General features: G+C 40.9%; 19 protein-coding genes. 6 read left to right on the top strand and 13 right to left on the bottom strand.

Translation table 11 applies throughout. The features are described from left to right. Nucleotides 1-5 precede the first annotated feature (5 nt). Nucleotides 6-3,401 (bottom strand): chromosome segregation SMC family protein, encoded by a 3,396-nt coding sequence (locus CWC04_RS12935; protein WP_138685618.1) that lies wholly within the window; start codon nucleotides 3,399-3,401, stop codon nucleotides 6-8. A 67-nt stretch (nucleotides 3,402-3,468) separates the two neighbouring features. Next, nucleotides 3,469-4,200: an RNA methyltransferase gene (locus tag CWC04_RS12930; protein WP_138685617.1), complete on the bottom strand. Its 732-nt coding sequence runs from the start codon at nucleotides 4,198-4,200 to the stop codon at nucleotides 3,469-3,471. 162 nt (nucleotides 4,201-4,362) lie between these two features. Here CWC04_RS12930 and CWC04_RS12925 point away from each other — a divergent pair, with 162 nt between their 5' ends. From CWC04_RS12925 to CWC04_RS12915, 3 genes are all read left to right on the top strand, one after another. Beyond that, entirely contained in the window at nucleotides 4,363-5,472 is a 1,110-nt protein-coding gene (locus tag CWC04_RS12925) for a YjgN family protein (protein ID WP_138611403.1), read from the top strand. A gap of 9 nt (nucleotides 5,473-5,481) precedes the next feature. Next, entirely contained in the window at nucleotides 5,482-6,504 is a 1,023-nt protein-coding gene (locus tag CWC04_RS12920) for a M48 family metallopeptidase (protein ID WP_138685616.1), read from the top strand. A 181-nt stretch (nucleotides 6,505-6,685) separates the two neighbouring features. Next, on the top strand, nucleotides 6,686-7,051 hold the full coding sequence (locus tag CWC04_RS12915) for a DoxX-like family protein (protein ID WP_138685615.1): 366 nt from the start codon (nucleotides 6,686-6,688) through the stop codon (nucleotides 7,049-7,051). Between the two features lie 53 nt (nucleotides 7,052-7,104). Here CWC04_RS12915 and speB read toward each other — a convergent pair whose 3' ends face one another. Together speB and speA are read right to left on the bottom strand one after the other, a co-directional pair. Further along, on the bottom strand, nucleotides 7,105-8,028 hold the full coding sequence (speB, locus tag CWC04_RS12910; protein WP_126007628.1) for an agmatinase: 924 nt from the start codon (nucleotides 8,026-8,028) through the stop codon (nucleotides 7,105-7,107). A 3-nt stretch (nucleotides 8,029-8,031) separates the two neighbouring features. Next, on the bottom strand, nucleotides 8,032-9,945 hold the full coding sequence (gene speA / locus CWC04_RS12905; protein WP_126007630.1) for a biosynthetic arginine decarboxylase: 1,914 nt from the start codon (nucleotides 9,943-9,945) through the stop codon (nucleotides 8,032-8,034). Between the two features lie 252 nt (nucleotides 9,946-10,197). Here speA and CWC04_RS12900 point away from each other — a divergent pair, with 252 nt between their 5' ends. Together CWC04_RS12900 and CWC04_RS12895 are read left to right on the top strand one after the other, a co-directional pair. After that, complete coding sequence (locus CWC04_RS12900; protein ID WP_126007632.1) at nucleotides 10,198-11,061, top strand: alpha/beta hydrolase; 864 nt, start codon at nucleotides 10,198-10,200, stop codon at nucleotides 11,059-11,061. A gap of 2 nt (nucleotides 11,062-11,063) precedes the next feature. Further along, nucleotides 11,064-11,669, top strand: a complete 606-nt coding sequence (locus CWC04_RS12895; protein ID WP_126007634.1) for a TetR/AcrR family transcriptional regulator — start codon at nucleotides 11,064-11,066, stop codon at nucleotides 11,667-11,669. A gap of 44 nt (nucleotides 11,670-11,713) precedes the next feature. Here the strand turns inward: CWC04_RS12895 and CWC04_RS12890 are convergent, their stop codons facing one another. The 4 genes from CWC04_RS12890 to CWC04_RS12875 all read right to left on the bottom strand — a co-directional run bounded on the left by CWC04_RS12890 (nucleotide 11,714) and on the right by CWC04_RS12875 (nucleotide 16,198). Continuing rightward, on the bottom strand, nucleotides 11,714-12,046 hold the full coding sequence (locus CWC04_RS12890) for a YnfA family protein (protein ID WP_029772735.1): 333 nt from the start codon (nucleotides 12,044-12,046) through the stop codon (nucleotides 11,714-11,716). A 120-nt stretch (nucleotides 12,047-12,166) separates the two neighbouring features. Beyond that, nucleotides 12,167-13,036, bottom strand: coding sequence for an MYG1 family protein (locus CWC04_RS12885; RefSeq protein WP_054983440.1), 870 nt, complete (start codon nucleotides 13,034-13,036; stop codon nucleotides 12,167-12,169). A 268-nt stretch (nucleotides 13,037-13,304) separates the two neighbouring features. Then, nucleotides 13,305-13,775, bottom strand: coding sequence for a GNAT family N-acetyltransferase (locus CWC04_RS12880; RefSeq protein ID WP_004588851.1), 471 nt, complete (start codon nucleotides 13,773-13,775; stop codon nucleotides 13,305-13,307). 158 nt (nucleotides 13,776-13,933) lie between these two features. After that, complete coding sequence (locus tag CWC04_RS12875) at nucleotides 13,934-16,198, bottom strand: sensor domain-containing phosphodiesterase (protein ID WP_138685614.1); 2,265 nt, start codon at nucleotides 16,196-16,198, stop codon at nucleotides 13,934-13,936. A 386-nt stretch (nucleotides 16,199-16,584) separates the two neighbouring features. Here CWC04_RS12875 and cysZ point away from each other — a divergent pair, with 386 nt between their 5' ends. Then, entirely contained in the window at nucleotides 16,585-17,298 is a 714-nt protein-coding gene (cysZ, locus tag CWC04_RS12870) for a sulfate transporter CysZ (RefSeq protein WP_171038581.1), read from the top strand. A gap of 49 nt (nucleotides 17,299-17,347) precedes the next feature. Here cysZ and CWC04_RS12865 read toward each other — a convergent pair whose 3' ends face one another. The 5 genes from CWC04_RS12865 to CWC04_RS12845 are packed head-to-tail and all read right to left on the bottom strand — an operon-like array spanning nucleotide 17,348 to nucleotide 23,323. Beyond that, nucleotides 17,348-17,887, bottom strand: a complete 540-nt coding sequence (locus tag CWC04_RS12865) for a hypothetical protein (RefSeq protein ID WP_249326149.1) — start codon at nucleotides 17,885-17,887, stop codon at nucleotides 17,348-17,350. Then, a complete protein-coding gene (locus tag CWC04_RS12860) occupies nucleotides 17,888-21,202 on the bottom strand; it encodes a PKD domain-containing protein (RefSeq protein WP_138685612.1) in 3,315 nt (1,104 codons plus the stop codon). 17 nt (nucleotides 21,203-21,219) lie between these two features. Beyond that, nucleotides 21,220-22,305, bottom strand: coding sequence for a 23S rRNA (cytidine(2498)-2'-O)-methyltransferase RlmM (rlmM, locus tag CWC04_RS12855; RefSeq protein ID WP_138685611.1), 1,086 nt, complete (start codon nucleotides 22,303-22,305; stop codon nucleotides 21,220-21,222). 17 nt (nucleotides 22,306-22,322) lie between these two features. Further along, the gene (locus CWC04_RS12850) at nucleotides 22,323-22,691 is read right to left on the bottom strand and encodes a DUF423 domain-containing protein (protein WP_024034182.1); all 369 of its coding nucleotides are present in this window, start codon (nucleotides 22,689-22,691) and stop codon (nucleotides 22,323-22,325) included. Further along, nucleotides 22,688-23,323, bottom strand: coding sequence for an alpha/beta family hydrolase (locus tag CWC04_RS12845; protein WP_138685610.1), 636 nt, complete (start codon nucleotides 23,321-23,323; stop codon nucleotides 22,688-22,690). The genes CWC04_RS12850 and CWC04_RS12845 overlap by 4 nt, the downstream gene beginning before the upstream one ends.

Here is a 23,323-nt window from a genome sequence, read left to right as displayed (position 1 = left end):
AACTGTTATGTGTGTGCAAGTTGCACTGCTTGTTCTATATCTACTGCTACCATGCGTGATACGCCTGGCTCTGCCATAGTAACGCCAGTTAAACGCCCTGCCATTTCCATCGCAATTTTATTATGACTAATATAAATAAACTGCACCGATTGTGACATTTCTTCAACCAAACGGCAAAAGCGTACCACGTTAGCATCATCAAGCGGCGCATCTACTTCATCCAGCATACAGAATGGAGCTGGATTGAGCCTGAATATAGAAAACACCAATGATAATGCGCTCAGCGCTTTTTCTCCACCACTTAACAGATGAATTGTCGAATTTTTCTTGCCTGGCGGCTGTGCCATTATACTAACACCACTTTCGAGTAAATCGTCACTGGTTAATTCTAAATACGCGCTACCACCGCCAAATACTTTTGGAAATAGCTCGGCAAAGTCGTTGTTCACTTGATCGAAGGTAGCTTTAAAGCGTGTTTTGGTTTCGCTGTCAATTTTACGAATCGCCCCTTCAAGCGTATTTAGCGCTTTGGTTAAATCCTCAAGTTGATTATTCAGATAATCGCTGCGCTCTTTAGCTTGTTCAAACTCATCTATTGCGGCTAAATTAACTGGACCTAGCTTATCTAATTGATGCACAAGCCCACTGATCTGATTTTGCGCTGCATTTAAACTCAGTGAATCAGGCAGTGTATCTAAAACACTTTTTAAACTTTGCTTTAATTCTTCAAGCGGCTCAAGTGCTGCCTGCGCTTTTATAATTAGACTTTGCTCTTCAATACTTAGCTTTTGATGTTGTTCTTGCAAACCTGTCAGCTCACCTTGAGAGTGCTTAAGGCTGGCTTGTTTACTTATAAGTGTTTGCTTTGCCTCGTTAAGCTTTTTTTGTAACGCAACCAAGCTAGCTTCGCCCTGCTGATGTTTTATTAAAAGCTGTGCTATTTGCTCAGTGAGCTCTTGCTCGGGTATAAGCAACGCTTCCATTTGCGCTTGCAGCTCTTTTGCTTCTTCTTGCGCACTCATGAGCTCTTGCTCAGCATGTTTAAGCTTTGTTTGACTAAGCTGCCACTCACTGTGTGCTTTTTGCTCTTTTAACGTGGCCTGATGCGCTTGTGTTTTATATTGCTCAAGTGTAGCTGCAGCTTGGCTGTATGCAGTATTACTGCGTGTGCAAGCGGCGTCGGCGCTTGCCAGTTCGTCAGCTAAATTACGTTGCTGTTGATGTAACACTTCAAGCGCACTGTTGTGCTCATCGCGCGTTTTTAAAAATTGTGATTGCTCAGTGGTTAATGCACGCTTTTGTTGCTGGTACTTTTCTAGTTGCTGTAAAAATTGTGCTACTTGCTCTTTTAACATGTCGCTGCGCGTAGTGGCCACGGCAATGTTTTGTGCTAATTGATGAATTGCGTTTTTAAGTACCGCTAACTCATCACTCAGCTTTTGCTGCTGTGTTTTTAGCGCATTAAGATTCTCAAAATCCCTTGCGAGGGTATTTTCGGCCTCTACTAAGCTCGCTGTTTTTTGCTTTAACTGTGTGTGTTTTAAAAGTTGTGAGTTTTCGGCGTTTTTGTCTGCGCTACGGTGCCAGTTTCGAGCATGTAAAGCACCGCTTTTATCCATAACCGCAATATAAAACGTATCATTTAACACAGCGAGTTCGGCGTTTTCGCTGTACGCAATACGGGTCAGTAAATCTGGATAAACACCCTCAGTAATTAACGCCGCAACGCTATTTACTGGTATTTCACTCTTATGCGGCCACACACTATTGTTGCTTTGCACATCGGCTACATTTAGGTGCTCAAGCGTTTGCAGTGCCTGTTCAACTATATGTTCAAACCCTGGTTTTACCTGTAATTGATTAAATAAAGTGTGCTGCTTATTGTCATCTTCAATCCCTAAACTACTTTTAAGCCCAGCAATGCGAGCTTTTAGCTCATTAACGTGCTGTAAGCTTTGCTGATGTTGCTGCTCAGCGTCATTTACTAAATCGGTTTGCTCTTTAAGCGCTGCGGTGCAGTGTGTTTGCGCCGTTTGCTTACTGGCAAGCTCTTGAGTAAGGGTTTGTTTGTATTTTTGTTGCTCGGCTAGTTGCTGCTCTAATTGGCTACTTTTAATATCGTCAATTTGGCTATTTAGTTGGCTTAGCTGTGTGTTTACATGGGTTAAGGCTTGCTCTGTTTGCTTAACACTACTTTGCTGCGCCTGTACTTTATTATTAAGCGCGTGTTGTTGTTGATTAAGGCTTTGCCACGCGTTTGTGTGCTTATTTTTTTCATCTGCTAAATCTGCAAGTGTAAGGGTAAGCTCTTCAACTTGTTCGCTGCACTCTAAACTGTACTCGCTTATCTCTTGGTGGCTCACAGATAACTGCTCACACACATTTTGTTGCTGTGTTTTTAGCGCTTCACTTTGCAGCTTTCGCTGCTCAAGCTTAACCACACTTTGTTTAAGTGTTTGCGTTTGCTGTTTAATATTAATGTGTTGTTGTTCGGCGCGGGTCAGTTCTGTGTGGGTAACGTGTTGCTGATGCTGCGCATCGTTAAGCGCATCTTGCTCTGCATTTACTTGAGCCTCTAGGCTTGCAAGCACATCGTCGTGGCCTGAGTGAGCCGTTTTAAAAAAGGCGATTTGCTCATTAAGCTTTTTGATTTGCTCACTTTTTTCAAGCTGTTGTTGATGCAGCTTTTGCCATTTCAATACAGCCACTTGGCCTTTTAAGGTACGCTCTTGCGCTTTTAAATCGCGGTATTTTTTCGCATCAACCGACTGCACAGCCAGTTTATCTAGTTGCGCTTGTAATTCTTTACGCACATCAAGTAAACGCTCAAGGTTTTCGCGGGTACTTTTAATTCGGGTTTGCGTTTCGCGGCGGCGTTCTTTGTATTTAGACACACCCGCGGCTTCTTCTAAAAATACGCGCAGCTCTTGAGGTTTGCTCTCGATTAAACGCGAGATCATCCCTTGCTCTATAATTGCGTAACTACGCGGGCCAAGCCCGGTGCCTAAAAATATATCGGTAATATCGCGCTTACGACATTTGCTCCCATTTAAAAAGTACAACGATTGGCCATCGCGTGTTACTAAACGCTTAATCGCTATTTGGTTTCTGTCGGCAAATGTATTAGGTAAATCACCTTGGGTGTTATCAAAAATAAGCTCTACTGAGGCTTGCGAGATTGGTTTACGATTAGTTGAGCCATTAAAAATAACATCGGTCATGGCATCGCCACGTAAGTTTTTAGCTGAGCTTTCACCAAGCACCCATCGCACAGCGTCAATCACGTTTGATTTGCCACAGCCGTTAGGCCCAACAACACACGTCATTTGATCAGGAAATGGAATTTTAGTGGGCTCTACAAACGATTTAAAGCCCGCTAATTTAATAGTGCTTAAGCGCATCTTATTGTTATTACCGATTATTATTGTTATTACTTACAAACAATTTAACTCATAAACAGTTAAAAAGTTAAGCTTGGCGTTTAAAGTTATCTAAAATAATACCTGTGGCCATTGCCACATTAAGTGACTCTGCCTCACCAAAAGCCGGTATGGTTATTTTGTCGCTTACTAATTTTGCACACTGCTCGCGTATGCCATGCGACTCACTGCCCATAAGCAATACACCCTTTGCGCTAAAATCCGTTGTATGTACGCTTTGCCCATCTAAAAATGCCCCATAAATAGGCATATTTAATGTTCGTAAGTATTCAGGTAGCTCTACTTGGCTTACCGACACTCTGACAAACGAACCCATGGTAGCGCTAATTGTTTTAGGGTTGTAAGCATCGGCGCTGTCGGTACTTGTTACTATATGTTTAATGCCATACCAATCGGCAACTCTGATAATAGTGCCTAAATTGCCCGGATCAGAAACCCCATCAAGCGCCAATATTAAGCCGGTATTATTAGGTAAATCAGCCTTTGGCATATCAACCACTGCAATGGCCGCGTTATTACTCACTAAGGTACTGGCTTTAGTCAGCGACTCTTCTTCTGCTGGCGTAAAATCTACATGTGGAAACTGGTTTTGGTGAGTATTTATAAACGCCTGTGTTGCAAATATATCAACCGCCTTTAATGGGCTGTTTAACAACTCAAGTACGTTTTTTTCACCTTGTACAAGGTATTGATTATATTGCTTTCGGTACTTTTTTTGGCCAAGTTGGCGAATAAGCTTGAGTTGGTTTTTTGAAATCATAACAGCCCCATAAAATTATCGCCCTAGTATACCAGAGATGATTTAAAGTGCAGCACCACATATATTAAAAGCAGCGCCATTATAGGCTGTAAGGCTATTAAAGATTGAGCTTTGCACCAAATTTAGGTAAATTAACAAAAAAACAACATGGATATAATTTTAATGGAATCAATACACCCTACTCCCCCAGAAACCACCCCTGCAGTAAATGAACCTACGGCCCCTATTTTTAGCGGCAAAGTACAGTTTAGCGGTAAAGGCGGTGAGTTTTTTGGTATTTGGATAGTCAATATTTTACTGAGCGTACTTACTTTAGGTATTTACTCGGCTTGGGCAAAAGTGCGCACAATGCGATACTTTTATGGCCACACCCGCATTGACGGACACAGCTTTGACTACTTAGCCACCCCGATGCAAATTTTAAAAGGCCGTATTTTAGCGGTTATTGTATTTTTAATTTACTCCTTTGGTAGCAGCTTTTTTCCTCTTGTAGGCTTACTATTTGCGGTTGCTTTTATCTTTTTAATGCCATGGATTATTAACCAAGGCCTGCGCTTTAATATGCGTATGACCCGTCATCGAAATGTACGCTTTGCATTTAAAGGCGATTACGGCGAAGCCTTCATTAACTTTATTCTTTTACCTATTGCCAGTATTTTTACCCTTTATTTATTAATGCCGTATGTTTTAAAACGTATCGACACGTACATACATAGCAATATTAGCTACGGTGACACGCCATTAACCGTAAACCTTAAAGGTGAAACCTACTACTTAACCGCCCTTATTTGCTTTGTGGTGAGCTCTATCACTATGGTGATATTTATGGCTGTATTAGGCTTATTTGGGCTTGATTTAATGAATGTAGAAAATCAACAAGCTGCACAAGATCCAGCCAAAATGGGCATTATGTTTGGTGGATTAATGATTGCTTACGTATTTATGATTGCGATAGTAACCGCTGTGTGGGCTGCGGCTATTCGTAACCATATTTTTGATAACAGTCAATTTGAAGACGTAGCGTCATTTAAATCAGAGCTTAAGCCTATTCCTTTTGCCATATTACTATTAACCAATATGCTGGCCATTGTGTTTTCTTTAGGGCTTGCCTACCCGTGGACCAAAGTGCGTACATCGAGAATGCTTGCCGAGGTTACAACCGTTAATATTTACCCAAGTGCGCTAAATTTAGTGGACACCGCACAACAAGAGCAGTCATCGTTTGCTGAAGAAGCAGCCAATGTATTTGATATTGACCTATCGCTAACCTAAGAGCTTATTATGCACGTACAGGGACATTACTTCCCCAAGGCATCAAGCAATTACCAGCAAGGTGTCGCTAGTATTAGCGACACCTGTGTTGAGATTAGCTACGATGACCAGCTTATTTCAAGCCATGCAATAAGCGATATAACACTCACTTCTGGCCTAGCTGGGCTTGCTGATGAACTAAATTTTAATGATGGCAGCCGCTTTATTCCTACTGATGTAAATTATCGCTGGCCTTTTAAGGCAAATAAGCATGACCTACTAGAACGCCTTGAAAAAAGTAAATGGGCTATTATCGCGGCCGTTATTTTTACACCGCTTTTTATGTGGTTAATGCTTTATAAAGTTGTGCCCGCTATTGCTGTTTACAGTGTTGATACTCTGCCGCGCAGTGTAGTAGAGCAAATGGGTGAACAAAGCTTTACCCTAATTGAAAAGCTCGCGCTTGATGACAGTGAGCTGCCTAATGAGCAACAAACTAAAGTACAACAACACTTTAATACCATGCTTAATGCGCTCTCGCTTGAGCCATCGGTTTATAGGTTATCGTTTTATAAATCAGAGGCCTTTGGAGCGAATGCGTTTGCAATGCCCCACGGGCGTATTGTCGTAACCGATGAGTTAGCAAATTTATTAGCCGATAAACCCAACGCACTAAAAGCCGTATTACTTCACGAAATTGGCCATGTAGTCCACCAGCATAGCGTACGCATGACTGCGCAATCGGCAGCCAGTACCATTGTACTTGCGGTTATATTTGGTGATTTAGAAGGCATAGCAGAAGTGGTACTAGGTACGGGGGCATCTTTTGCACAGCAAGGGTTTTCTCGTGATATGGAGCGCGAGGCAGATAGCTATGCACTCATTCAACTTGTAAACTTAGGGTATTCAAGCAACGACTTTGCCGATGCCATTGAAGCATTACAAGGTGCGCACACCAGCGAAAACGAACATCTTGAAAAGGTAAATAAATTGCTCGAATATTTATCTAGCCACCCAAGTGCACAAGAGCGAATAGACAATGCGAGGAAATAACCGCGGTTATATACAAATTGCTCGCTACATAGTGAGTTTAAGTTGGGTATACTAATTCGATTAACTATAGGAGCTATTTTAACGATAAATAAATCATTTAGTAACTAGGCAAAAAATTTTGTGTTTAGTAGTTCTAAATAGAGATTTTTTAACGAAGTTAGTAATTGATTTAGTACGTTAAATTGTTCAAATAGTTATTTGGGTTAGTATCATTCACGGCTTTTTTCCAAAGCTTTATCATATTGCCCCGCTTGAAAAACTAATGACTGGTAGTGCGGGTTTTTCAGCAGAAGTGTCTGACTTAATTACACGTTCGGCGGGTATTGGCGAAATTATATTTGGCGTGTGCTTATTAGTGTTTTATAAAAATAAGCACATCGTTATTTTAAATGTTTTAGCCCTTGTAGGGCTTTTGTTAGCGGTTGTAGTAATGCAGCCACAATTACTCATTGAAGCCTTTAACCCGGTAACCACTAACCTGCCGCTGATTGGCTTAAGTTTTATTTGGTTAAAAGAAATTAAGCTGCAAAATAATCGACACCTCTAAAATAAAAAAGGTATGCCTGCGCATACCTTTTTTGTAGTGTTTAACTTATAGCGTTAATACTTATTTTTATGTGTCCACAGGTGCAATAATTCACTGGCAATTGTTGCTGCGGCAATAGCGGTAAGCTCACTTTGGTCGTACGAAGGGGATACCTCTACCACATCCATACCCACCATATTTATGCCTTTTAGTGCGCGCAGTATTTTAAGCACTTTATCAGATGTTAAACCACCGAATACAGGTGTGCCTGTACCTGGTGCAAATGCTGGGTCTAAACAATCTATATCAAACGTTAGGTAAACGGGTAAGTCGCCTACTCGCTCACGTATTTGCGCTGCTATTTCATTAGCGTGCAAATCGTTAGCTTGCATTGCATCAATCACTGCAAACTCATGCTTTGATTGGTCAAAGTCGGTACGAATACCAATTTGGATACTGTGCTCTACATCAATCAGCCCTTCCATGGGTGCATGATAAAACATAGTGCCGTGATCAAAACGCGAGCCATTGCTGTATGTATCAGTGTGCGCATCAAAATGAACCAGTGCCATTTTGCCATGTATCTTTGCATGCGCGCGCAATAGCGGAAGCGTTACAAAGTGATCGCCACCAAGGCCTAACATCGTTGCCCCTTGGCGAAGTATTTGCTCTGCAGCCATTTCTAGCTGTGCCGTAAAATACTCAGGATCGCCTACCGGATAAGTAAAGTCCCCCGCATCAGCAACCGTTAAACGCTCAAACAAAGGAAATGTCCACGGGTATTTAGTGTCTTCCCATGCTAAATGTACCGACGCTCTGCGAATGGCATCGGGCCCTAAGCGAGCACCGGGGCGACCCGATGTTGCTAAATCAAAGGGTAAGCCTAGTACAACGACATCTGCATCAATGGCATTAATGTTTTGCACCATAGGACGACGTAAAAACGTCATCCCGTTTGAATACAATGAGTGGTCAACATGACCAAACAAGCTAGACATTGCTTATAACTCTTCTAAATAAGTGTAGCCATTAAGGCCGCTTTGCAACTCGTCTAAAACGCTTTGCTGTTCATTTTTATCTATTTTTGCAGACACTAACTGCGCGTACGACTGCTGAAAGCTCTCAACATCTAAATGTACATAGCGCATCATATCGGCTACGGTATCGCCTTGGTTTATCTCACTAATACTGGCAACGCCTTGCTCATCCATATTGATAATAGCGCTGTGCGTATCGCCAAATAAATTGTGCATATCACCTAAAATTTCTTGGTACGCACCCACTAAGAAAAAGCCCATTAAGTAAGGTTTATCAGCACTGTACTCAGGTACGGGTAATGTGCTTTCAATACCTTGGCCATCAACATAGTGCTCAAGCGCGCCGTCTGAATCACAGGTAATATCAAGTAATACAGCACGTTTTTTTGGTGCTTCGGTTAAGCCACTTAATGGCAATACCGGAAACACTTGATCAATCCCCCACGCATCAGGAAGCGATTGAAAAAGCGAAAAGTTTACAAAAAACTTATCGGCTAAACGTGCGTTCAACTCGTCAATAATCGGACGATGAAAACGGTTTTTGTTATCCATGTGTTTGTTAAGCTCATAACAAATACGTAAGTTAACTTGCTCTGCCCACGCCCGCTGCGTTAAATCTAAAAGCCCAAGTGCAAACTGGTTATGCGCCTCAGCTAAATCCCCTTGGCTGTCGTGGTAAATTTCAATCAGTGCACGGTCATCCGTTAAATCGGTTAACTGCACAAACGAGGCCCACATATTATTTAATAAAAGCGGTGCATCTGCTGCTGGCGCTACTAACTCTTCTGGCGTGTAACTTTCAGTACCAATAACATTAGAAATAAGCACCGCATGGTGCGCCGTTAGTGCACGCCCCGACTCAGAAATAATCGTCGGCATAGGCTGCGCGTATTGCTTACATGTATCACCTATGGTGTACACAATATTATTTGCATACTCAGCTAAGCTGTAGTTCATTGAGTTATGCGATTGGCTGCGGGTACCATCGTAATCAATAGCTAAACCGCCCCCTACATCTAAGCACTCAATGCTTGCACCTAATTTGCGTAGCTCACAGTAAAAACGCGCGGCCTCACTTACACCTAAACGCACATCACGAATGTTTGCCATTTGCGAGCCTAAGTGAAAATGCACAAGTTGCATTAAATCAAGCTGGCCTGCGTCTTTTAAACGGTTTACTACATGTAAAACTTGCGACGCAGATAAACCAAATTTAGATTTTTCGCCGCCACTTGCTTGCCATTTTCCTTTGCCTTGCGATGCTAAACGAACGCGAATACCAATACGTGGTTTAACATTTAGCGCTTTTGCTTGGCTAAGTACCATGTCGAGCTCAGAGAGTTTTTCAAGCACTATGTATACTTTGTGGCCTAGCTTTTCGCCAATAAGTGCTAAGCGCACATATTCTTTGTCTTTGTAGCCATTACATACAATCACTGCACTGGTTTTTTCTGCCATTGCCAAAACAGTTAATAGCTCTGGCTTGCTGCCCGCCTCAAGGCCTAATTGTTTTTTTTCTAATTCGGCTTGGCTTGCTACTATTTCTTCAACCACTTCGCGTTGTTGGTTTACTTTAATTGGGTAAACTAATAGGTAATCTTTTGGATAACCATAGTTTTCAATCGCGGTATTAAACGCGCCACATAAACTGTGCACACGATGATGTAAAATTTGTGGAAAGCGCACTAAAGCCGGTAAGCTTAAGCCTTTTTCTTGAAGTTGTTTTGCAATATCTGTAAGTGCAATAGTTTGCTCTGGGGCGTGAGCCTTTGGGGCAACATACACATCACCTTGATCATTAATACCAAAAAAACCTTGGCTCCAATGACGAACATTGTAACTCGTGCGAGCTTGTTCTAGTGATGTTGTCTCTTTCATTTATCTTTCTCTTTTATTTAATGAATGCCGGTTCGGCCAAGTGCGCGCATTAAAAGAAAAATAGACTTTTAAGTCCAACAAGTATTTTTACTCGTAACAAGTGATTTTTAGTGTTGAGAGAAAAAACACCTACACCTTAGCTTTTACAGCTAACCGCCTTTAGTAAAGCAAGCTGGTTATGCGGCTAAAAAAATAAGTACAGCTGTACTTTTTTAAGATAAAATAGAACAACTGTACTTATTTGGTATAAACATGAAACAAATTTATTTTAATCAAAACAAGCCACCTAAATTTTCTAAAATAACAAAGGCTGCCACTTTTGGTCTGACCAAAACATTTCCTAAACTCAGTGCCCGCCTTGCCATGAAGGTATTTTGTAATCCGCATAGCCGACGCCAATACGAATTTAGAACATGTATACAGCCAATTAATATTAAACTTACTACCGAGCTTGGCGCTGTAAACCTGTACTATTTTAGCCTAGCCGAAAACACTAAAACGGTATTTTTATCTCATGGCTGGGCCGATAGCACTAATCGGTTTACTGCTTTAATAGATGAACTACTTGAAAAAGGCTTTAATGTTTACTCAATTGATCACATAGGCCATGGCTATTCGCACGGCAATACCTCGCACTTATACGGGTATATGCAGGGCCTAACAGCGGCTTTTGAGTACTTTAATGGGCAAAATATTACAATTAATAGAGTCGTTACACACTCTATGGGCGGTGTTGCTTTGTTAAACTTAGCGCCTCATTATTTAGAGAATAAAAAAATTGTGATGATCTCTGCCCCTGCACAAATATTTGAAGCCATGTTTGCTAAGGTCAGGCAAGTGGGTATTTCTGAGCTCATGCTAGAAAATATGCTTAATAGAGTGTCGGACAAATATGGTATTAGCTGGCAAAACCTTCACCCTGATCATTCTAAAAATAAAATTAACGAAAACATGTTGTTTATTCATGATAAAAATGACTCAGTAGCAAGCTTTGAGGCAATAAAATTATTAACTGAGAACACACCCGCAACACTTGTGGCCACACAAGAGCTGGGGCACGTGCGCATTTTAAAAAGCCAATACGTGTACGACCAAATAACACGCTTTATGGATTAACGATGAAAAAAAGTGAGAGCACAAAACGCAATATTTTGCACAAAGGAATGGCCTATGCGGCTGCACATGGTTTATATAGCTTGTCGATAGGAAAAATAGCGGCAGTGACTAACATGTCGCGTACTGGGGTGATCTCACACTTTGCCAATAAAGAAGATATGCAAGTGGCTATTTTGGCCTACACCGAAGAAGAGTTTAGAAAACAGGTTGTTGATATATCTGTTGATGAAGATGCGTTAATTCATTTAAATAATTTTCAGCAACGCTGGCTTGAGTGGCTCAATTTTTTAGATACGGTATCGCCTGGTAAGCAGGCAAGTTGCCCGCTCATTAAAGCATCGGTAGAGTTTAAAGCAAGCCCGAACTGTTTGGTAAGGCAGTTTATGCAAGACCAACACTTAAAAATGATTAACTACCTCACTAAACTTGCAGTTAACTGCCAAGCACAAGGCTACTTTAGCCAAGACAAAGAGCCGAGCATTTTTGCGTATGAGTTTTATGGCTTATATACCGGGCATGTTGTACAAACAAGCTTAATAGATAATCCAGCTTTATCGCTTACTTATAAAAAAGTAGTTGGCAATTTAATTGCGCGATATATGCGTTAACAGTGGCCTGTAAGGCGTTTTTTACCTTTAATATGTCGTACTTTTTAAGCGCTTTTAGGTGCAAAAATAATAATAGCCATGCCCAGTAAGGCAACCGCCCCGCCCACTACATCCCACATTGTAAGCTTTACGCCATCAACTGCCCATAACCACAGTAAAGCCACGCATATGTACACACCGCCATACGCGGCATACACCCGTCCAGCGGCTGCTGGGTGTAACGTAAGCAACCACGCGAATAGCGCTAAACTGATTGCTGCAGGTATTAAAAGGAATATGGATTTATCTTCTTTAAGCCAAAGATAAGGTAAGTAACAGCCAATAATTTCTGCCAGTGCGGTAATAATAAATAGCGCGATAGTTTTTACTTCAAACATAAAACCTCACGTGATTTAAATAACAAGAACATAATAAAGCTAAGTAACTGCAAACTAGTTACTTAGCTAAATAGTACTAATTTGGGTAAAAAAATTTTACCCATATTTAAGTAAAACAGGTTACTCAGCTAGGGCCGCGTCGGCCAGCTTCATTGTACTTTCGAACGATTTAGTACCGGCTATAAATAAACCATTGTGGCAAAATACAGCGTCGTCTAAGCCTGTTTCAGCTTGAAACTCTTCATCAGATAAACCAGCCCACGCTTTAGGCAGTGACTTTCTGTCTTCAAACGAACCAGGCTCTACTGGTACAGTTTGAATAATCCATTGGCCGTTTTGCGAAGGGTAAACCATAAATAAGGCGTCGCTTGATAAATGGTGTACTGTTTTTTTCCATGGTGTGTATTTTTCTAAAATAATCACGCGGGGATCTTTTGCCTCTTCTATTGCTTTTGCAACAATATCTTTGGCGTTAATGCTTCCTTTTGCTGAGGCAATAAAACGGGTTAATAAACGCGCTGCAAACTCAACGGCTTCATCAAAGCATTCATCAAAGTTGCCTTCCTCTTCCCATGTTGGATTAAACATAGAAAGCGTTTGGCTAAGCGTTATGCCCTCAACCACACCCTTAACGTAACCACAATCTATGGCATCAATTGTAGAGACTAAACCAGCGTCAACTCTATCAGCCACCGCTTGGTTATTATCACACAGTGCTAAACCATACTTTTTCCAAATTAAGCCAAATGACGAGTATGGCGTGCCATTTTCGCGCTCGCCTGCGCCGCCGCGTTGGTGGTGATCAAAGCGTCCTGTGTCAGGGTTGTATTCACCACCTACATCAACAACAATATCGGCACTTTCTATTACTGCTTTATCGCGGGTTCGTACCAAGTTAAAGGCAGGCAATACATGCTTAAGTACCGCAATACTAAACACGTCATCGGCATGGAAATTACCACTGTGGGTTACTACTGTTAAATCGCTCATTGGTTTTGGGCTGCTTTTAAAAAAGATAAAATTCTCACTTATGAAGTGCTAAATAAAGGTTTATACCCGTTTGCTTAATCAAGTAATTTATTTTGAAGCAAAAAAGCTTGTTTATAGCCAGGTTTTGCCTCTTAAAATCATTAAGTATTACTGTGCACAGGTATTAAATATAGGTGGCGAATTTTATACGAAGATAGCAGTGAAAAACAGTGAAGTATTTTTTGCGCCTACAGAGTCAGCTATAGGCACACAGTAGTAAATAGCTTATTTATTCTGGCTCAGGGCTCAGGGCAAGCTCCATAAATACACTTTGTGGGTTATCTTGATACGAGCCAAAGCTTGCACAGCGCGCAAAACCTAAATCTTCATATAAACTAATTGATTCGGTTTGCTTTGGGCCTGTTTCTAATCGGATAAGTGGAATTTTTGTTTCGCCGGCGTAATGCAGTAGGTTTTGCATTATGCGTCTTGAAAAACCTCTACCACGGTAACTTGGTTTTACGTATAAACGCCTTATTTCGCCATATAGCGCGCCGTCATTTTGCTTAACAATAGCGCCACAGGCAATAATGCCATCTTCGTTTTTTAAACCAATTGCGTAAACGTTGTCTTTGCTTAATTCTTCTAATTTGAGAGATTGGGCTGTAGCCACGGGGTATAAGGAGTTTATCAGTCTATCTATATCTGCAAACACATTAACTACATCAGGATCCTTAGGGGTTAATTCGACTAACTGCATCTCTTGTCGTCCATTTTATTATTTTGAATCGTTATAGTGACTTCATAATATATACTTAATACGCGTGTTCCTAGTGTTGTTTAAACAAAATGTTTTAATAAGGTAAAAATAGCTTTATTAAAAAGTTAGCTTAATTTACAAAAACGACGCACAGCCTGCTAAGCACTTAGGCTTTGCTTTTTTAATTGATGGGCATGCCACTTAATATAGTTACTGGCATTCATAGGTTTTGCGACTAAATAGCCTTGTATACAATCTGCATTGAGCAAGTTTAGTAACTCAAATTGCGCCTCTTGCTCTACACCTTCAGCAACAACAGTAATGTCTAAACTTTTGCCCAGGCTTATAATCGTATTAACAATATTAAAGCCTTTGCCTTTATCTAAAATCTTATCGATAAAGCTTTTATCAATTTTTATTTCCTGTACGGGGAACGCATTTAAATGGGCTAAACAGGAATACCCCGTGCCAAAGTCGTCTATAGAAAACACAAAACCTTGTTCTTGTAGCTCCGTCATTTGCTTTATTGTGCTGTCAATATCGCCCGATAGCATGGTTTCGGTGATCTCAAGTTTAATATGCTGCGGTTTTATGTTGAACTCTTTAATTGTAGAGCAGAGCTCACGGGTAAGCTGCGCAGAATTAAACTGTATATGACTAATATTTATAGATACGCTAAAGTGCTCATCTATCATGTTTTTTTCATTAAGTTGATTAATAAGGCTGCATATATTGCGAAGCACTATGTTTTGCAGTTTTTGAATCAGACCATATTGCTCTGCAATAGGAATAAACTGATTAGGCGCAATAACCCCTTTATTAGGGTGTATCCACCTTATCAGAGCTTCTGCACCTACTATCTTCCCTTGCATACTAATTTGCGGCTGAAAATACGCACAAAATTCGTTATTTGCGATTGCTCTTACAATATCCGTTTCTAATTCGGCTTGGTTTTCGAGTAAAGTTTGCAGTTTAGGGTCATAAAAGCTGCAGCTATTGCCACCTTTTGCCTTAGAGCGGTACATGGCGGTATCTGCAAATTTTAATATGTTATCGGTGGCTGTGTGCTCTTCGTTAATTAAGCAAATACCTATACTGCAGCTAACTTGAAATGCCAGCTCTCCTATTGCAAACTTATCATTAAACACGCCTTGTACTTTTTTAGCGACTATTTCAGATTCAATACAGGCTTGGTGATTATGCTCGCCAATGTATTCAAGTAAAATAATAAATTCATCACCGCCCACTCTAGCTAAAGTATCAGATGATCGTATTACGCCACCTAAGCGTTTTGCTAATTCTATTAATACTTGATCTCCGGCGCCGTGGCCTAATGAATCATTTATTCTTTTAAAGTTATCAACATCTAAAAACAGCAATGCGCCCGTTTTTTTGGTGCGTTTAATACGCTCTACACACTTTGCTAGGCTGTCGCTGAGCATTCGTCTGTTGGGAAGCCCTGTTAGTGGATCAAAAAACGCAAGCCGTTGAACTTCTTGCTCGGCTTTTTTGCGAAGGGTCACATCTCTTGCCATCCACACTACGTGCTTAAGTTCTGGTTTCTCTGGCTGATAGTTAGTAAGTGCAGCCGCTCTTCCTTCAAAGGTTATGTGGCCTTTGGGCACGGCTAAATCGTACTCAAATATTTGCATTTCATTGGTGAGAATGGTTTTTTGAATAATCCCCATGATCATGTCGGCATCTTTTTCTGGGAACAAGTCTTGCACATTTTGACCAATTAAGTCGGTAGGCGATTCAAGTAATAAGTCACTCGAGGTACCGTAAATATCGGTATAGACGCCCTCTTCGTTCAAAATCAAAATAAGATCGGGCATCACTTGCGTAAATGCTTTAAATTTTTCATTACTTTTTTGCAGGTCTGCCACTAGCTGCCTAGCTTTGAGCGACTCTGCGCTTTTTTCAAGTGCTATGCTAGAAAAGTGTACAAAATAGTCAATGAGTTCTAAATCTTGCTGTGTAGGCGCTTTAGGGGCGCCGTGGTAAATAGCAAAAGTGCCTAATATTTCACTGGTGGTTGAAATAATCGGGGTTGACCAACAAGAATATAAACCGTAGCTGTGCGCTAAATCTTTGTAACCTTCCCACAAGGGCGAAAGGTCAATATTTTGCACAATAACTCGCTCATTTTTATAAGCCGCGGTGCCACAAGACCCTACATTAGGGCCTATAAACACACCATTAATTGCCTTTAAATATTCATCGTCAATATTTGGGGCAGCACGATGAAATAACTGATTACCTGTTAAAGACAGTATTGAGCATCTTGCAGAGCTGTCTTCAATAACTTGCTCTATAGCTAAACAAATATCTTGTAAAATATCGTCTAAGGCAATGCCTAACGCGATTTTAGATAATATATCCTGCTGGTGAGATAACAATTGTTTTAGTTTTGCAGTATTCATACTTCACCATGCATCTAGGTACTTTTATGTTGCTACGCACTTTAAAAAAGTGCAGTGCATCAACAAATTCCTGCTCTTAGTTCATATATTTAAAATGAGTATAGTTAATAAACTTACAGCGCGAGTTTTATTATTACGATTATAGAAATTGTTTTTTAATAAAATAGCTAAAAAACAACTTTAGTATGCGTTAAGCCTATATTATTTTGCAACAAAAAATAAACATCCATAACAAAAACAATCCAGCCAACACACTCTAAAACTTTTTAAAAATTTTGCAGGTTTAACACTTTGTTACTTAAAAAGGCTGTTCAAAATTATCAGTCTAATTATACTGCATGGAGATATGAGTCTTTTTTGAGGTTACTGTGCAGATCATACAAGGTATGGAATATTTTTTTTCAGGCTTTAAATTAATTAGCCAAAAAGGCCTTAAGCGCTTTGTGCTTATTCCACTTTTACTTAATATTTTATTGTTTGGTAGTTCATTATTCTTTTTATTTGGCTGGTTAAGCGACAGCTTTAATTATATAAACAACATGTTACCTGAGTGGCTAAGCTGGCTTGAATGGTTAATGTGGCCCCTTGCCGTGCTTGTGGTGCTATTTAGTTACAGCATGCTATTTACGGTAATAACCAACTTTATTGCGGCCCCTTTTAACGGACTACTCAGCGAAAAAGTAGAGCTTTATTTAACGGGTCAAAAAATAAATGACGACGGTTTTGCTGATTTAGTAAAAGACATTCCACGCATGGTAGGCAGAGAGTGGACAAAGCTTTGCTATTACTTACCCCGCGCTATTGGCTTTTTTATTTTACTGTGGATTTTACCCGTTATTGGACAAGTGTTATGGGTTTTATTTACATGTTGGATGTATGCTGTGCAATACAAAGATTTTGCCTTCGATAACCATAAAGTAGGCTTTAAGCAAATGAAAGACGATTTAAAGTCTAAACAAGGTTTATCTTATGGCTTTGGCTTTGCTGTTATGCTGCTCACTGCAATCCCATTTATTAACCTAATTGTTATGCCCGTTGCTGTGTGTGGCGCTACTCGTTTGTGGGTAGATAATTATCGCTCTAAATACCGAGCGGGCTAAATAACACTACGGCAAATAATAAAAGCACCTTTTGGTGCTTTTATTTTATCTATATCAACTTAAGTGCAGTGTAATTTAGTCTAGCGCGCCTTGGCAGTGCTGCATTTTTTTCATCTTGTAAAGTAAACGCTGTGATCACTATCGAGAATAACTGCTTTTTAAAAGTAATGTTAATGACTTCGCCTATCTTAGTTTTATAAGTGTGTTGCTGATTAAACAGTTTAAGTTCACCGTTTGCTAATTGCTCAACATACAAATAGGGAGTGTGCAAAGGCAGTTTTAACCTTATAACATTTAAACTGCTTTGCTCCTGTACTGCAACCCACTCCCCATCTTTATAAAGCGTATTAAAACGCGTTATGCCCTCGGGCTGAAGTACAGAGTCGTTTTGTATTAAACACGTGCTACACCCGTTTACTCGCCTTTGCTGCCAATTTACTGGCTTGTTATTATAATATAGCGCATCAGTTAGTAACCATTCACTACTATGGCTACTACTGGCTTTATTGATAGCGCCTTGGCTACAGGCAGCAACTAAACAAATAACAGCTCCTTGTAAAAGTGCAGCTTTTATAAATCGGTAGCTCATTTAGCGCTCTTTAATTGCTTTAATTTGGTTAATTATAGCCTCGCTTGGCGCTGCTTCTTTTATATAGCTAGGCAATGAAGTAGAAACAGCTTGAACACGCTGCTGTTGATACAGCTTATGGCTCATTGTATTTGCCACACCAAATCGGTTACCTGCACTTTGTGAGTAAAACTGTAAGTTAATCATGCTCCACTCATCGGTATCCGTTAATACAGTAATTTGCGAGTCTTGGTTTGCATCAAAGTTAGTTAATGTATCGCCTAAAATTGCATTACAATTATAATCGACCGCCTCAGAGCCAGCCCTGTTTAATCCTGCGCTTTCATCAATAGCACTTTCATTTATATTTGCAGCGCTGCCGTTTGAATAATCAATGATAAAATCATCCGTTGATCCTGTTTGATTATTGGTATTTGGCACAAGGTCGCAGTTAATGTTGTTGGTATAAAACCGGTCGTAATAACGATCACCTTCGTTATTACCTATGCTTGCAAGCCCCGTTAATTGATATAGATAATTCATTGAGCTTAAATGATTTGGCTTAAAGTTCACTTCTTCGTCGCCGCCATGATAAAGCCCTAAATTATGCCCCAACTCATGAAAAATAGTAGACGCTTGGTAATTATTCGTCACATTTTGTGATGTTTGATCATCAACGGATAACCCCCATCCGCCCATAGTCAGCATTAGGTCATTACCATTTATTTCGGCAATACCCGAGCCACTAATGCTGCCATCTTCGTTACCACTGTTTGCCATTAATAAATAATGAAAAATTGGGCGGCGCGTTGTATCGGCATATTCCATCTTATAGGCAAATAAATTAGCGGTACCTTGGTCATATTCAAAGGGCGTGTAGCTGTTAAACGGTACGGTTGTACCGCCTCCTAAATCAAAGTTAGCGGTGGAAATACCTGTGCTTTGGTCAAACAAATCGCCTACATCAAAATGCACTGTGTAACCGTTACTTGCAAATACGCTCACTACTTTTTCTAATGCTGTACGCTGTGGCGTAATACCTATATCGGTACTGTCCATATAATCAATTTCTATAAATATATCTTTTTGATTTTCCCGTGCGCCCCATTCATATAAAGGCAGCCCGCCAAATGTTGTGCCTTCTTGCTCACTGCAATCAGGGATCCCATCTAAATCTGTATCGGTATCACAGCTAATATCATTTTGCCCTGCCGGCGTATTAAACACTGAGTAAACCCAATCACTTGCTTGATTAGTATCTGTTGCATTAAGCGCACGTTTTAAGCTTGACCCTTGTTCGGCCTGCATTTGTGGTGCGTTATCGCCTTGCCATTGCGTGGCACTAACCGGTTGCTGGGTAGAATTACCAAATTTAACAAAGTCGATTGTTTGTGTGGCGGCGCTATTTAATAACTCTGCAAAGCCATTTATATACCAGTAAGGACGTAGCGCATCGCTTTGGTTACCCACCAGCACAATTTTAGGGTTATTAAGTGCCGCACTTGCTAAAAACTCATCACCAAAACGACTTTGCAGTAAAATATAACTGCCGTTTTCTAATACTTTGTTGGGTAATGTAAATACTTGCTCTGCGCTCACTGAGCTATCAAGCATATTAATTGCGCGCGTTTTTAATGAATAGTTTTGTAAATTAACAGCCTCTCCAGTGCCGTTATAAATCTCTACCCAGGGCGTATCATTAGTAAATTGCACCGATATGAGTTCGGTTATTTTTAAATCTTGGGTTGAGGTGGTAAATTCACTCACTTGGCCTGCTGTCGCAGCAGTACCAGAAAAATTAACTAATTGGTCATTTACACGCACTTTGTAAAGCGTGTTTTCTGAAAAATCAGCGCTTAAGTTAACGTTTTTAAAATAGTCACTCGTCTCATCAGGCGCACCAGATACGCTCTCTACATTAAGTGTAACGCAGCTTGCAAAATCATCACTTGATACCTGAACACTGCTTTCACAGCTCCCCGCGCTACTATTTACGGTTAACGAACTGCTCAGCATCACATCTGAAAACGTAATGCTGATGGGGGTGTCAACCACTACCGGTTCATCTGCCCCATTAGGCGTTATTTCTGTCACCGTTGCAGCGCTGGTATCAATAATTGTCGTATTAAGCAAAAAGTTGGTGCTGTCTTCACCATCACTAGCAGTCAGTGTGTAGCTTTTTGCAGAAATACTATTTACAGGCGGTGTATAGCTAAAGCGCAGCGCTTGGGCATCAATAACACTCACCTGCGCCCCTTCTAGGTCATTTGGAAAAGTAATTTGTACCGTATCGCCATCGGCATCATTTACCGTCAAATTAAATTCAGCACTTAAGTTATATTGCACCTCAACGGTTACATCATCTGCCACAGGCGGATTGTTAGGCGGCACCACAATCACCGTTTTTTGGGCGCTATTAGTTGCATCGTCGTTATCTCTAACGGTGGCTAAAAAGGTAATATTGGTATTTTGAGCAACCGTTGGAGCATTAAACGTAATGCTGGAGTCGGATTGCGTAAATTCGACCACGGGGCCGTTTGTTTGCTGCCAGCTTAGCTCGCTAATGGTGCCATCGCTGTCCTGCGCTGTAGCTGTTATTGTCACTGACTCATTTTGCATTGCCTCGTCAGGCCCAGCTAAGGTAACACTAGGTGCGCTATTTAATTGCGTAATAAGTACCGTCGCACTGCTTTGTACAGTGCCCCCGGCATTGTCGGTTACAGTAACACTAAAACCAAGCGTTTCATTTTCACTTACATTTGGGGCGGTAAAGCTTAATTCACCTTCAGTTTGGCTAAATTCGATGGAGGAGCCAGCAGATTGTACCCACACTATGGCGCTAATTGTGCCATCTATGTCTTGTGCATTAGCAATTAAACTCACTTGGGTATTAGCCAGTGCACTGCTTGGGCCTGTGATATTAACTGTGGGAGGCGTATTTTGAACCGTGATAGTCCCAGAAAACACTTGCTCTGTAGTGGCGCCGTCATTATCGGTTACTAGCACCGAAAAACTAAAATCAGTGTCGCTTTCTACACTGGGGGCCGTTGCTGTGAGTATGTTGCCATTGGCAGTAAAGGTAAATTCAGGCCCCGACAGCTGCTGCCATTGATAACTAGACACCTGCCCGTCACTATCGCTTGCCTGAGCCGTAATAGTAAAGGTTTGGTTAGCAACAATAACGCTGCTGCTTACATCAACACTCACAGTAGGGGCGGTATTGCCAGTTGAGCCACTATCGGTCTCGTCACTATCGCTGCCACCTCCGCCGCAACCTGCTATTAAAAGTGATAAAAAAAGTAATCCTAGCCATTTATAAACATTATTTAATACCACTTTTATGCCTCTATGATTTAGCTATACAAATTTTGGGGCACCTTAACAACGTTTAAATGAACGGTGATTTCCTCACGATCATGATACAAATGCTTAGCTTGCAACTCATAGGTTATACCGTACTTAGTAAGCTCTTCTTTGATCATCGTTAGGCATTCATAAACACTATCAAAGCGTTTTTTCATAGGCAGCTTTAAATTAAATATCAGCTCTTTGGCGTATGCGTTTACTGCCCAGTCAATCATTAGATTAGTCACTTTGGTTGGTTTTTCCACCATATCGCACACTAACCAGTTAATATTTCTTTTTTCTGGGCGGTATTTAAAACCATCGGCTCTAAAGTGTTTAACTTGGCCTGTTTCCATCAAATTATCGTTCATTGGGCCATTATCTATTGCGCTAACAAACATGCCTCTGCGTACTAATTGATAGGTCCAACCGCCTGGGCAAGCACCTAAATCAACCCCTCGCATGCCTGGTTGTACTCGCGCTTCTCGCTCTTTTTCAGGGATAAAAACATTAAAGGCTTCGTCAAGTTTTAACGTTGAGCGGCTCGGTCCGTCACTTGGCATGCGTAAACGTAAAATGCCCATAAAAAACGGCGAATTATTATAGCTATACGAATACCCTACATACGCGGCATTGTTTGCTAAAAATAGTACATGCATTACCGGGCGGTTTGCCTTTGGCTCACGCAATACCGTGTTTTGTTTTTCGAGTGCTTTTTTTAACGGCGTTGATATTTTTTTACAAAAGGTAAGCAGCTCTTTGCCTTCGTTAGTATCGGGAGTTTCTACGCGCAACTCACTACACAAAGGAAAATCCTTTGCGGCTTCTTTTAATGCAGTGACCCTATCTTCTACCGGCATATTTTCGATTAACGTGCCAGCAAACCACTGGCGCGCAAATACCATATTTTTAAAGTCGACCTTTTTGATTATTTCGTCGCTGTGTTGCGCTTCAAAACATTCATAAATCACGTAGCCGGTATTTGGTTTGGCTTTTACATAGCCGGCAAAACCTTGCTCGGCAGCATGAAACGTTATTTCAGCAGCCGCATCGTTTTCAAAACCACTACGACAATAAATCACAACACTAGACATATTAACCCTTAAACTCTTTAAAACTTAAATCGTGCAACTTGCACTAAAATAACAACCCAACCAATTATAAAACATAACCCACCTAATGGGGTTATTGGGCCTAACCACTTCATGCCGCTTAGGGCTAATAAATATAAACTGCCACTAAAAAGCAGTGTACCGGCAATAAAAAAACCTCCTGCCACGGTTAAATTAATACCCCACTTAATAAGAATCGCCACGGCTATAAGCGCTAAACCATGCACCATTTGATACTCAGCTGCGGTTTTAAATACCCCGAGTGAATACTCAGTTAAACGGCTTTTTAAGCCATGCGCGGCAAATGCCCCTAACATAACCGACAGCATGCAAAAAAAGCTGCCCGTGAGTAAAAATAATTTAATCATAATTGCTCCACTCTATTGGCTATAAATTTACTTGCTTCAAGCGCTGCAGTTTCACGGTTTTGCAGCTCGCTCACACCACTTTTTTTGCGTGGTTTGAGTGAATGGTCGCCATCGCTAAGCCACACATAGCTTGGCTGTTTTGGCATAGAAAGCGTTTTAAGCTCTTCACGGGTGCCAAAGGTATCTCGCTCGCCTTGTAATACTAAAAACGGGCAAGGTATGTCTGCAAAATGATCGGTGCGTAGCTTATCTAGCTTACCGGGCGGATGAAACGGATAGCCAAACGCTAATACACCTGCAATCGGTTGTGTAGAGCTACAAGCAAGCATAGATGCCATACGCCCGCCCATCGACTTACCGCCAATAAATAACGGTAAATTAGGTTGCGCATTTGTTAGTACTTGCTCGTAATAAGCTAACAGTTTAGGGGCTCGCTCTGGCGGCCTGCGTTTTTGTGTTTGTTTAGCAATTTGCATGTATTCAAAATCAAATAAACCTACATCAATACCCTGCGCACTAATGAGTTTAGCCATATGCTGCATAAAATCAGAATCTGATCCAGCTCCGGCACCATGCGCAAATATAAACTGTGCAATAGCCGGCTGCGTTGCGCTTTTAAACCATTCAATCAT

The organism is Pseudoalteromonas sp. S2893, from assembly GCF_005887105.1.
Lineage (GTDB): Bacteria > Pseudomonadota > Gammaproteobacteria > Enterobacterales > Alteromonadaceae > Pseudoalteromonas > Pseudoalteromonas atlantica.
This window is presented reverse-complemented; position numbering and strand designations above follow the sequence as displayed.

Excerpts from the sequence above, each read along its gene's own strand:
- CWC04_RS12865 (WP_249326149.1), bottom strand. The coding sequence starts at position 17,887 with ATGAGCTACCGATTTATAAAAGCTGCACTTTTACAAGGAGCTGTTATT.
- rlmM (WP_138685611.1), bottom strand. The coding sequence starts at position 22,305 with ATGTCTAGTGTTGTGATTTATTGTCGTAGTGGTTTTGAAAACGATGCG.
- CWC04_RS12845 (WP_138685610.1), bottom strand. The coding sequence starts at position 23,323 with ATGATTGAATGGTTTAAAAGCGCAACGCAGCCGGCTATTGCACAGTTT.
- CWC04_RS12895 (WP_126007634.1), top strand. The coding sequence starts at position 11,064 with ATGAAAAAAAGTGAGAGCACAAAACGCAATATTTTGCACAAAGGAATG.
- CWC04_RS12890 (WP_029772735.1), bottom strand. The coding sequence starts at position 12,046 with ATGTTTGAAGTAAAAACTATCGCGCTATTTATTATTACCGCACTGGCA.
- CWC04_RS12900 (WP_126007632.1), top strand. The coding sequence starts at position 10,198 with ATGAAACAAATTTATTTTAATCAAAACAAGCCACCTAAATTTTCTAAA.
- speA (WP_126007630.1), bottom strand. The coding sequence starts at position 9,945 with ATGAAAGAGACAACATCACTAGAACAAGCTCGCACGAGTTACAATGTT.
- CWC04_RS12850 (WP_024034182.1), bottom strand. The coding sequence starts at position 22,691 with ATGATTAAATTATTTTTACTCACGGGCAGCTTTTTTTGCATGCTGTCG.
- CWC04_RS12930 (WP_138685617.1), bottom strand. The coding sequence starts at position 4,200 with ATGATTTCAAAAAACCAACTCAAGCTTATTCGCCAACTTGGCCAAAAA.
- CWC04_RS12920 (WP_138685616.1), top strand. The coding sequence starts at position 5,482 with ATGCACGTACAGGGACATTACTTCCCCAAGGCATCAAGCAATTACCAG.
- cysZ (WP_171038581.1), top strand. The coding sequence starts at position 16,585 with ATGGAATATTTTTTTTCAGGCTTTAAATTAATTAGCCAAAAAGGCCTT.
- CWC04_RS12880 (WP_004588851.1), bottom strand. The coding sequence starts at position 13,775 with ATGCAGTTAGTCGAATTAACCCCTAAGGATCCTGATGTAGTTAATGTG.
- CWC04_RS12885 (WP_054983440.1), bottom strand. The coding sequence starts at position 13,036 with ATGAGCGATTTAACAGTAGTAACCCACAGTGGTAATTTCCATGCCGAT.
- speB (WP_126007628.1), bottom strand. The coding sequence starts at position 8,028 with ATGTCTAGCTTGTTTGGTCATGTTGACCACTCATTGTATTCAAACGGG.
- CWC04_RS12935 (WP_138685618.1), bottom strand. The coding sequence starts at position 3,401 with ATGCGCTTAAGCACTATTAAATTAGCGGGCTTTAAATCGTTTGTAGAG.
- CWC04_RS12925 (WP_138611403.1), top strand. The coding sequence starts at position 4,363 with ATGGAATCAATACACCCTACTCCCCCAGAAACCACCCCTGCAGTAAAT.
- CWC04_RS12875 (WP_138685614.1), bottom strand. The coding sequence starts at position 16,198 with ATGAATACTGCAAAACTAAAACAATTGTTATCTCACCAGCAGGATATA.